We start from the raw sequence: 11,645 nt of genomic DNA, 5'->3' as shown, positions 1-11,645 counted from the left end.
CTCGCTTGTGTCTTTATCTGGTTGCCCCTGATTTGAATTCTATACACACCCTAGGGTAAATACCTTTGAGATACTTTGGATTGAGAATAGGGTGCCAGTATCTCCCGCTGTATAGACCTGCCCATCAGGTGTGGCGACTGCAATGCCAAACTGGTTGGGATTCACATGAGCCAGTTGGGGAATGTAGTCGGCTACTTTCCCTCGATCTGTCTCATTTGCCATCTTTGTCGCAATATCATCAAGTATCTTTTGTATATCCATCATAAGGTCTTGTTTTTATCAAGTTATTGGAGGATGGGGATTTTAACTGAATAAAGGGCAGTGGTGAGGAGAAAATTGTATGTCGAAAACCAAATACACTGATATTCTAGTACATTGTTATATAAAGTGCTGCAGTTATAGCCAAATATTCACAGATGACAAGTTGACGATATATGGCTTTATAAACAAAAAAGCAGGCCATACCTGATAATATGACCTGCTCAAAGACACTTAATACAAAAGCTCTTTTAGGGACTATCTGCCTTAATTCAAACTGGCAGCCTCAGCCTTACGGTGCTTGAGTGAGGCTAGTAGCGCCCAACCAATAAAGGCAATACCGATAAGACCAGTAATGATCTCTGGTACATGGAACTTCACAGACAATAGCATGATGATAGCCAGTGCGCCAATGGCATAATGCGCACCATGCTCAAGATAAATAAACTCATCAAGCGTGCCTTTGTCTACCAAGAAAATAGTCATCGAGCGTACGAACATCGCACCAATGGCAAGACCGAGCATGATGACGATGACATCATTGGTAATGGCAAAGGCACCAATCACACCATCGAAACTGAACGAAGCATCAAGGACTTCTAAGTATAAGAAACCGATAATCCCGCCTTTCATGATAGCGCTGGTCGCAGCTGCGCCACTTCCTTCATTGTCTAAGTCTTCTTCAAGGTCACCCTCAAGCATGCCAGAGACAACTTGTACACCAAGGTATACTAGAATGCCCCAAACGCCTGCGATTAATACCGCACTTGATTGCTCTGCACTGGCCCATGATACGGCAATCATAAGGACGATAAGCGCCACAAATACGCTCATCGCATCGACTTTGCCTAACTTGACCAAACGGCTTTCAAGCCATTCAAACCAATGCACCTCTTTGTCATCAAAAATAAAGTTTAAGAAAACAAGCAATAAGAAAATACCACCAAAGGCTGAGATTTCAGCATGGTGCGCCATTAGTCGGGCTGAGTATTCTTGAGGATTGTTCAAGGCCAAATCGATCACTTGCATCATACCAAGGTCAGCAGTGACTGCGACAATGACAATAGGGAAGACCAAGCGCATACCGAATACGGCGATCAAAATACCAACGGTTAAAAATATCTTTTTCCAAAACTCGTCCCAGCCCTTAAGGACTGAAGCGTTGACCACCGCATTATCAAAAGATAACGAAATCTCCATGACGGCCAAAATAGCGGTAATCGATAGTGTGGTTATCATCCCACCCATACCGCCATGTGAATATCCCCACCATGCCGCTATTGCTAAGGCAATGATTGTGAAGATAATGTCTAAATAAAAATGTCTCATGACACATCCTGTCTGGTTGCGTAAAGCTGGTCTAGTATAGACACAAGCTGCAAAAAAGTGGCTATTGCTAACCACTTTTTATGCATAATTTTAAACGAAACGTAAAGCATTGCTAGTCATTGGGGCATTAAAATTGTGACTATTTGCAACGATGACCACGCTGTCTTTTGGATAGGATCATTAGGATGGCTAATAGTCTAAATACCAAAAAATAGGGGATTAGATATCGACACCGTACTGATGGCACATTGCCTGTAAGCCACCTGAATAGCCTTGACCCACCGCGCGGAATTTCCATTCACCATTGTGGCGATAGACTTCACCAAACACCATCGCTGTCTCAACAGAATAATCTTCTGCTAAGTCAAAACGTACCACTTCAGTGCCGGTTTCTTCATTCACCACACGGATAAAGGCATTGGCTACTTGCCCGAAGTTTTGGTTACGTGTGGCTGCATCATGGATAGTGACCGTCACTACTACTTTATCAATATCAGCAGGTACTTGGGTTAAGTTGACCTTGATGACTTCATCATCACCATCGCCCTCACCAGTACGGTTATCACCAGTATGCTCGACCGCGCCGTTGTCAGATTTGAGCTGATTATAGAAGATAAAATCATGATCGCCGCGCACTTTACCTGCGCTATTTAACAAAAACACACTGGCATCCAGATCAAACTCAGCGCCAGAAGTCGCGCGCTCGTCCCAGCCAAGACCGATAAGCAGTTTGGTTAGGTTTGGATCTGTTTTCGTCAGCGATAGATTGCCGCCTTTATTTAATGATAAAGCCATAAGATTACCCTTGTTGTTAGATGTTAGCGATTTTATGAAATAAAAGGCGATGATTACGCTATCACTGCGCAAATCCATCGCCTATTAATGCTCTATCATAACAACAAAAAATGACCCAATCAAAGCTGATTGGGTCATGGTTATATTTCACATGCATTTGGCAAAAAACCTAAGTTTCAGGCAGTTACGCTACTCATTGTAATTACTTTGTTCATGGCATTTGCCGGTATAGCAGCAGTGCTCACTCATAAACGCTTATCTATAGACTCTGACGATGACGAATCTCAAAGCTTTGGTGGATGGGTTTTTTGATATTAAAATCGAAGCCGATGGTCTTTGGCATGATATTGACAATATCGTAGCGCTCGCTTAGCTGCTCATCTAGCTCAAAGCGCGTGAAGTTATTAGAAAAATACAAAACGCCATCAGATGTTAAACGGTTCATCGCACGATTGATGAGGGCAGCATGGTCACGCTGCACATCAAAGGTGCCTTGGAACTTCTTCGAGTTTGAGAAAGTCGGTGGATCAATAAAGATAATATCAAACTGCTCGGTGTTGTCTTTGATCCACTCAAAAATATCGGCGGCAACGAATTGATATTTATTGCGGCTGACGTCTAGACCATTGAGCACAAAATTCTGCTTGCCCCAATCTAGGTAATTCTGTGACAAATCAACGCTCGTGACTTTTTTGGCACCAGCAAGTGCAGCATGGACACTCGCTGTACAAGTATAAGCAAACAGATTCAAGACAGACTTGCCGTGACTGTTGTTTTTGATTCGGGCGCGCATATTACGGTGATCAATGAAAAGCCCCGTATCGAGATAGTCGGTAAAGTTGACATAAAAATACGCCCCATCTTCGCGAGCAACATGGAACTTGCCGCGTTTTTCTGTGGTGTTCTGTTTACTATACTGATCATTACCAGACTGGCGTGCCCGTGTCTTGATAAAGATTTGCTCACGGTTAATATCAAATACTTCACGGATACCCATCAGCGCCAAATTAAAACGCTTTTTGGCCGTTTCAGGTGGAATGGTCTTAGGCGGTGCATACTCTTGCACATGAGCATAATCGCCGTATAAATCGATAGCAACCTTAAAGTCAGGCAAGTCGGCATCGTAGACACGAATGTTACTGACATTGTCTTTTTTCGCCAGTTTCTTAAGCTTGGTCAGGTTTTTTTGTAGACGATTAATAAAGTCTTGTCCGTCTTCTACTTCGATCTCACGCTTCTCAAAGCGACTGACCAGACTGCCTGTCTGTCCAGCGATAAGCGTTCCGTAGCGGAAGTAGACAGTGATAGCGCCATTATGACAGCGTAACGTTTTTGGTTCTTTAATCGGTAGGATATCTACTTGCTCGACACGAGCGGCCAGTATGCCAAGCATTGGATCGATACCTCTGCCAGCAAAGCTATCTTGTACAATCAGGCCAATGGCTTGATACAAAGGCTTGATCATCTCCTCATCACCCAAACGCTCACCATAAGGTGGGTTGGTAATGATTAAAGGATTACTCAATCGACCGTCATCGACTAGCGGTTTTAGTGTGTTACCCAATTGGTTCAGAGCACGGTTTTCAATATCAAGTAGTGGCAACAGATCTTGTAACCCTGCGGCAATAAGGTTTTTTTCGGTGGCAATAATGGCGCCATTATCAGCATCAAAACCCAATATCAGCGGCAGCGTGTCAGGCTGCTCATTGGCAATCTCTAAAGCTTCACGAAAGCGTGTCTGCGCTTCTTCAATCATCTCCTGCCATAGCGCCTCATCATGATGCTGCCACTCATAAAAGCCAAACTGATTGGCCGCTTTATCGATACCCACGGCATAATCACAGTGCATAAGTAGCGCTTCGATAAGGAAGGTACCAGACCCGCACATAGGATCAATCAAGGCATCATAGTAAGGTGCATCGCCTGCATCGTTTTTCTTATGCCAACCAGCGCTATAGAGTAGGGCAGCTGCCAAATTCTCTTTTAGTGGGGCTTCTGTCATTGCCACGCGATAACCACGGCGATGCAAACTGGTACCCGAGAGGTCTAGATACAGCTCGGCTTGCTTATCATTGATGGTTGCAAAAATAGAGAAATCTGGGTTTTTACTATCGACATTGGGGCGGCTGTCATACACTTCGTTAAAAGTGTCAGCAATCGCATCTTTGACCCGTAACATGGCAAATTGTTGACTTACAGCGACACGCTTATCGACAGACAGACGGATGGCAAAGGTTTGCTCTAGGCCAAATTGCTCAGTCCAGTTAACCGATTTTGCCAAACCATAAAGCTGCTCTGCCACATCATATTCTGCATTGATGTTTTTGCGCTTGATGAGCATCAATACCCGCGAGGCCACACGTGACCATAGGCAGATGGTATATAGGTCACGCAAATCACCCGTGACGGCGAGACGCCCTGTGCTTTTGATGTCGCTTTTGATACCGAAACTTGTCAGCTCAGTCTGCAGCGGTGCCTCAAGCCCATCGGCACAAGTAACGATAAGATCAAGCGTCAAGGTGGAAGAGGGTGCAGCTGCGATGTGTTCGGTCATACGGGTACCTGTGGGCTAAATTGACAAAAAAGCAAATAATAAAATAGGCGGTGTAACCAGTAATTTTACCATAATTCACGGTAGGATGGTTCAAAGTGGCTATGTTTAAGGTGCGATAGGTTTAAGGTGCGATAGCTAAACACATAAAAATAAACGATCTACTTGTCTTGTGCCAATGGTGCCTCTTCTGAGAGCACTTGAGTGGTGGTTGCAAAGGGTTTGGTGGCAATCGGGTAGTCAACATCTTTTGGCATAAGCAAGCGCATATGCGGATAAGGCGTCGAGATACTGGCCGCGTCGAACGCAGTTTTTATCTCTTCTTGCAGCACTTCTTTGATTTTGGGTATACGTGCCACTGCTGCTGGCTTGACCCAAAAACGCACGATAAAAAACACCCCATACTCACCGATTTCAGCCACTGTGGCGGAAGTTTCAGGACGCTTGAGCACTGCATCAGTATCGCTCAGTACTTGCAAAATTTCTTGGCGTGCCATCTCAATATCATCTTCGAAGGCAATACGGACACGAATATCAAAACGAATAAAGTTTTTGGAGGTTAGGTTAATGACTTCAGAGGAGGCAACATTAGAGTTTGGAATAATAACAGTAATATTGTCTCGCGTCAGAATATGAGTGGTGCGTAGCGCGATCAGCACCACGCGCCCCTCAGTATCATTGATATGAATCCAGTCACCGACTTGAAAGGACTGCTCTAGTAAAATAGTAATACCGGCAATGAAGTTGGCAAGCGTCGATTGAGCCGCAAAGCCCACTGCCAAACCGACAATACCCAAACCTGCAACGAGCGACACGATGTCAAAACCAAATTGAGCCATCACGCTGGCGAGGCCAAGTACCAATAAGAGGACGGACAAGATGTTTTTGAGCAGCTGTTCTATCGAGGCGTTGAGTCCATAATGCTGTAGAACTTTATGAATAATCTGACCCGATGACGCCCACAGCACGTAGTAGATACCAGCCCACGTGCTGGCTTTTGCTGTGGCTTTGATGGTCTCTGGTTCAATATTTATCTGACTCATAATCGCTATGAGGCTAGCCACAATCCAGATGTAGCGTAGTGTCGAGCGAACGATTTTGGTGCGGCGATCGTTTAAGCGAATCTTAGTTTTACTTTGTCTAAGAATATAATTGGCCAGCCAATAAAAAAATCCCAACACTGCAAGCAGTATTAGGATTTTTATACCAGTGCTTGTAAGCTCTGCCGCTTGAGAGGACCAGTTGAGTGTCTCTTCATCGATAGAGCCGCCAAGCGCAAGATAGAGGCTAGTATGCAAGTCACGAATGATCTCTTTAAAAAAGTCGGTAACACTAGCGATTGACATTGCTTCGTCCATGCAAGGTATGTTTATACAAAACTGATGTGTGAGGTATCTATTGATGAAAAATATCTATTGATAAAAAGTATCTATTTATATGAGACACCTATTGATAAATTACCTCAAGTTGTCAAATCAATCAAATGCAGCATCAATGAAGCGTGCGCCCAACACCATATTTAAGAGTTGGGCTTTGCTGTCAGTTAAAAGTTATCTTCTTGAGTATCTTGCGATTGGTAGGGTATCTCCATTTTGTCTTGTACGTCACGGAGTGCCGTACGCAGACCTTCTAATATCGTAGGATGATAAAAAGGCGTGTCAAGCATCTCTTTAATGCTCAAATCATTGGTAATCGCTGTGGCTAATATATGACCGATGTATTCGGCATCAGGGCCTACCATGCTCGCGCCTAATATTCTGTCGGTTTTTTTGCAGCCATAGATATGTAGCAGACCACAATTAACGCCCATCACACGGCTGCGCCCTTGGTTATCAAAGCTGACGCGACCAATGACAAATTCCAGCTCAGGGTCTTCTTGAATCTCGGGTAGAGACATTCCGACATTGACGATTTGCGGCGAGCAAAATACGATAGAAAAAGGAGTAGCCGGCGGACGGATATAGGCATCTTCTGTATTTTCACAGACTATGTTGCCAGCACTATAGCCCTCATCACTCGCTACATGCAGTAGAGGAATGTGAGCATTGGCGTCTCCAACGATATAGATATCTGAATCACCAATTTGACCCGTCTTTTTACTCAAGTTTTTCGGGCGGTTCTTGTCATCGAGCTCAACGCCTAAATGTTCGACACCCAACTGCTTGATGTTGTTGCGGCGACCAGTCGCGACCAAGACACAGTCGCCTTGCCATTGTCTTGACTCACCAGCACTGTCTTCATATTCAATAAACGCAGTTTGAGTGTCTTTATTTACTTTTTGACCCACATCAGTAATCTTGCTTCCCAAGTGCATGGTAAGCTCATGACTTAAGCACTCGATGGCTTTTTGGTTGATATCATTATCCTTGAGACCAGCAACCTGTTTGACTCGGTTGAGTAGCGTAACCTCTACGCCCAAGCGCGTAAATGCTTGTGCAAGCTCTAGACCAATGGCTCCTGCGCCTACTACTGCCATAGATTTGGGTAAGTCTGTAAGCTCAAACACGCTATCAGAGGTGAGCATCGTGTCACCCAGTTTGTCAGCCCAACCGTCAGGTATAAAAGGTGAGCTGCCAGTTGCCACAATGATTTGCTCTGCGGCAATGAGCTCATCATTGACCTCGATTAACCCTTGCTCGTTAATATGAGCACGCCCATCGATCTTTTTGTGATCAGGCCAGCTATCTACTTGTTTTTTGATATAGCTTGCAAAATGACTGCGCTCATCACGCACGCGCTGCATCACTTGCTTGCCATCTATTTTTACCGTGGCATGAACCCCAAAGTCGCCAGAATGGTTGGCATCGTGTGCACGGTCAGCGGCTGCAATCAGCAGTTTGCTAGGCATACAGCCGACAGCGACACAGGTAGTGGTCCAAAACCCTTCATTGATAATGACGACATCGTCTTTAATTTTGCTCGCTTGGCGAAAGGCATTTTGACCAGCCGTGCCTGCACCGATAACGGCAACAGAGACGTTGCGCGTGATTTTTTGCGGCGCCTTATCAGTAGTAGTACCAGACTGTTTATTCATATGATTCTCTAGTAAGAAGGGATTGTAAGTGTATGTGTTGACCGGTGACTCAGAGCCTTATATTCGCGCGTTTTATCGTTTTTGCGACAAAAATGTACTCTGTTATAACGATCAGGTTATGGTGCCAATATGCTGAGTAGACGACTGGTATAATCTTTGGCACGTAAGTTACGCTGTGCGTGGGTCAGCTTGCCTTCTTTATCAAATAAAAATGCTGATCTCACCAGTCCCAAAGTAATATTGCCGTACATGTTTTTTTCTTTAATCACTTCAAAATACTGGCATAGCTTTTCATCAGTGTCGCTGACAAGTGGGATCTGTAAGTCGTATTTATCGATGAACTTCTCATGTGACTCAACGCTGTCACGAGAGACGCCAACGATGTCATAACCTAAGTCATCAAAATCATGAAGATGTGAGGTAAACTCCGTCGCTTGCGTGGTACAGCCTGGTGTATTGTCTTTTGGATAAAAGTAAAGAATCAAGCCTTTGTCTGTATTGGCAACCATCTCTTTGAGACTGATCTCATCATGGATAAAGTTGCCAGCAAGTTTGCGTACGATGGTCACTGGAAAGTCGGGTAGGTTGATCGTTTCTGTGGTTGGTTTTGCCATGGTAAAATCCTTATTTGTTTTGATTTATATCGGTTCTATTTATAATTTGGTTGGTTGTGATTTGATTGTTTACGTTGATTTTAGGATGAATCTTCTTATTCTAGGCAGATTAAGAGAAATAAACAATCAGTTTTACACTTTGCTCATCCATTGGCAACAAAAAAGACTGGCAATGGCCAGTCTTTTGTATATCGAATGCATGCTTGTTAAGCAGGTTTTTGCGGCTGCTTTAGATCTAAGCCGACTGTGCACTGCTGTAAGTCTTTTTGCATGGTTTTGACATAAGGCAAGCTTGAAGGATCTTTTTTGTCTTTTGCGTAGCTCTCAATCTCCCACATCTGACCGATGGTCATGTTGCTACGCACACCGATAGTGCACTTACATAACTTTATCGCATCACTTTTACTAGCGACTTTATATTTAACTGCGCCATCGACGCATGAGTTGATATTGCTTTGCTTAATATCAGTAGCATTCGCCTGCGGCATTGCGAACGCGGCCGCTAAGGCTAGGGGGAGTAATGGCAATAACTTCATAAATATCCTCTTACAGGTAGTGTCAATTTTTGACTCTGGTATTCAATGTGATTTTATAATCAACAGACAGCTGGATCACTGATATGTGAGTGACTGAATCATTGGTGATATCTCATGTAACCTATATCACATGTAATCTATTCAATTGGCAAAAATGATTGTCCATACCATAGCAAGTATATTGATAAAAATACAATATCGACGTGCTGTGTTAATGAAAGCGAATGTTTCGCTAATGTTGATTGATGCCGCTGTTTGATAAAAAGTCAGTATCTCTATCCAGCTTGGTAATGAGTAGGGTCAGTGACGCCAGCTTGAGCAAAGCCCTGACGACGTAGCGCACAGCTGTCACAAACGCCGCAAGCAAGTCCGTTCACATCGGCACGGTAGCAAGAAATCGTTTGTCCATAATCAACGCCCAATGAGAGACCAAGCTCAATAGTCTGGGCTTTGGACAGCTTTTGTAGTGGGGTTTGGATAGACAAGCGATGACCGGTAACGCCCGCTTTTGTCGCCAGATTGGCCATGTGCTCAAATGCTTCGATATACTCTGGACGGCAATCAGGATAGCCAGAGTAATCGACTGAGCTGACCCCAATGACGATATGATTGGCATCAGTCACTTCAGCGACGGCTAGAGCATAAGACAAAAAAATTGTATTACGTGCAGGCACATAAGTATTAGGGATAGCATCGTTATCGATTTCATCGCGCTTTTTATTAGGGAATTTGTCGGTATCGCCGTCTGGTACGATCATGCTGTGATCGGTGAGTGATGAGCCACCAAGCTGGGCGATATCAATGTCGATAATTCTGTGGTTGACGCCTGCTGTCTCAGCAATGCGCTTTGCTGCGACAAGCTCACTATTATGACGTTGCCCATAGTCAAAGCTGACCGCTGTCACCGAGGCATAGCGTGCCTTTGCCCAATACAAACACGTCACCGAATCGAGACCACCTGATAAAAGCACCACGGCATTTTGGTTTTTGTGAGGAGTATCGTTGGTATCGGACGCTTGATTCATTGAAGGATTCTGCAAAGTAACGTTAGTCATAGTAGTATCTATTATTGGTTTACGAAAACGGCTATTTTAGCAAAAATACGGCTATTACAGAACCATGAAGCGACCAATCACGCGTCACAAAGGCGACAAAGCCATATCCAATAATATCCTGATAAAAATACAGTCGGTATTACTGTCATCTTTTCAATCTGTTAGCATTATTTGTTATAATTGCCGCTTTTAAAGCAGCGACCATCTCGCATCATTGACGGTGCTTTATAGCAAATCGCTTTATAGTAAAATCATTCTTATAAAGATATTGAGTAACTTATGACCACAGCAACCTTGTTTACGCCAGACAACCCTTCTCAGACCAACGATGTGTCTGATGATATGTCTAATGAAGCAGGCTTTAATCGTTATAGTGTAGAGGCCGACGCTGAAGAGGATAGTAATGAGGATAGGGCTGCTGACTCACAAGCACCGACTGAATCAGCGCACTTTCGTAAGCTACAAAAAAAGCTTCGTCGTCAAGTATCTTGGGCAATTCGTGATTTTAATATGATCGAAGATGGCGATGTGGTGATGGTCTGCGTATCAGGCGGCAAAGACAGCTACACCTTGCTGGATATTTTATTATTATTAAAACGCATCGCTCCGATTCATTTTGATATCGTTGCGGTCAATCTCGACCAAAAGCAGCCCGGCTATCCGGAAGATATTCTGCCTGCTTACCTAAACGAGCAGGGCATTGCGCATTATATTTTAGAAAAAGACACGTACAGTATTGTCAAAAGCGTGGTGCCAGAAGGCAAAACATATTGCTCAGCGTGTTCACGCCTGCGCCGCGGCTCACTATATGGTTTTGCCAAGCAGATTGGTGCGACCAAAATTGCGCTTGGTCATCATCGCGACGACATGCTGGCAACGTTCTTTTTGAACCTGTTTCATGGTGGCGCGCTCAAATCCATGCCGCCTAAACTGCTGAGCGATGACAAGCAAAACATGCTGATTCGTCCATTGGCCTATGTCGAAGAAAAAGACATCATCGAGTATGCCAAATTAAAAGAATTCCCGATCATTCCTTGTAACTTATGCGGTAGTCAGACCAATCTACAACGCGCCGTCATCAACGATATGCTGCGCGAATGGGATGATGCGCATCCGCAGCGTCTTGCCTCTATCTTTAAAGCCATGCAAAACGTGGCGCCATCACAGCTAGCTGATCGTGAGCTGTTTGATTTTGAAACGCTCAGTCTGGCTCGTGATAATGAAGAGCGTTTGTTTGAGGGTGACAATATTCAATCAGGACAGACCGATAGTTTGGCTGAGATTGGTTTGCCAGTATCGCCCAAAACGCAGACACACAATCCTAAGTTTGCAAGTGATGAGCCGTCTACCGCAGTACCCAATGAGACGCCACAAAACGGCCGTACTACTCAAAAAATTCCAACGATTAATCCCGTTATCTAGGGCGTGTTGAACATTCGACCATGGCACTGACAGCGACTATTTTTTAGGCGA

Annotated in this window: 10 protein-coding genes; 1 reads left to right on the top strand and 9 read right to left on the bottom strand. The window is 44.3% G+C overall.

Annotation, left to right across the window (positions count from 1 at the left end; genetic code table 11):
* Window positions 1-39 precede the first annotated feature (39 nt).
* From L0G63_RS12170 to queC, 9 genes are all read right to left on the bottom strand, one after another.
* A complete protein-coding gene (locus L0G63_RS12170; RefSeq protein WP_301450902.1) occupies window positions 40-264 on the bottom strand; it encodes a glutaminase in 225 nt (74 codons plus the stop codon).
* A gap of 261 nt (window positions 265-525) precedes the next feature.
* Window positions 526-1,587: a DUF475 domain-containing protein gene (locus L0G63_RS12165; protein ID WP_301450901.1), complete on the bottom strand. Its 1,062-nt coding sequence runs from the start codon at window positions 1,585-1,587 to the stop codon at window positions 526-528.
* Window positions 1,588-1,806: 219 nt separating this feature from the next.
* Complete coding sequence (locus L0G63_RS12160; RefSeq protein WP_301450900.1) at window positions 1,807-2,382, bottom strand: TerD family protein; 576 nt, start codon at window positions 2,380-2,382, stop codon at window positions 1,807-1,809.
* Window positions 2,383-2,641: 259 nt separating this feature from the next.
* On the bottom strand, window positions 2,642-4,936 hold the full coding sequence (rlmKL, locus tag L0G63_RS12155; RefSeq protein ID WP_301450899.1) for a bifunctional 23S rRNA (guanine(2069)-N(7))-methyltransferase RlmK/23S rRNA (guanine(2445)-N(2))-methyltransferase RlmL: 2,295 nt from the start codon (window positions 4,934-4,936) through the stop codon (window positions 2,642-2,644).
* Window positions 4,937-5,094: 158 nt separating this feature from the next.
* On the bottom strand, window positions 5,095-6,279 hold the full coding sequence (locus L0G63_RS12150) for a mechanosensitive ion channel family protein (RefSeq protein WP_301450898.1): 1,185 nt from the start codon (window positions 6,277-6,279) through the stop codon (window positions 5,095-5,097).
* Between the two features lie 197 nt (window positions 6,280-6,476).
* On the bottom strand, window positions 6,477-7,967 hold the full coding sequence (locus L0G63_RS12145; protein WP_301450897.1) for a dihydrolipoyl dehydrogenase: 1,491 nt from the start codon (window positions 7,965-7,967) through the stop codon (window positions 6,477-6,479).
* 116 nt (window positions 7,968-8,083) lie between these two features.
* Complete coding sequence (locus L0G63_RS12140; RefSeq protein WP_301450896.1) at window positions 8,084-8,581, bottom strand: peroxiredoxin; 498 nt, start codon at window positions 8,579-8,581, stop codon at window positions 8,084-8,086.
* Between the two features lie 206 nt (window positions 8,582-8,787).
* Window positions 8,788-9,117, bottom strand: coding sequence for a hypothetical protein (locus L0G63_RS12135; protein ID WP_301450895.1), 330 nt, complete (start codon window positions 9,115-9,117; stop codon window positions 8,788-8,790).
* Between the two features lie 275 nt (window positions 9,118-9,392).
* Window positions 9,393-10,142: a 7-cyano-7-deazaguanine synthase QueC gene (queC, locus tag L0G63_RS12130; protein ID WP_301450904.1), complete on the bottom strand. Its 750-nt coding sequence runs from the start codon at window positions 10,140-10,142 to the stop codon at window positions 9,393-9,395.
* 372 nt (window positions 10,143-10,514) lie between these two features.
* Between queC and ttcA the strand changes: the two genes are divergently transcribed.
* Window positions 10,515-11,594, top strand: coding sequence for a tRNA 2-thiocytidine(32) synthetase TtcA (gene ttcA, locus L0G63_RS12125; protein ID WP_301450903.1), 1,080 nt, complete (start codon window positions 10,515-10,517; stop codon window positions 11,592-11,594).
* Window positions 11,595-11,645: the final 51 nt, after the last annotated feature.

This window comes from Psychrobacter sp., from assembly GCF_030454045.1.
Taxonomy (GTDB): Bacteria; Pseudomonadota; Gammaproteobacteria; order Pseudomonadales; family Moraxellaceae; genus Psychrobacter.
The sequence above is the reverse complement of the archived record's forward strand: the minus strand, read 5'-3'. Positions and strand labels throughout refer to the sequence as shown.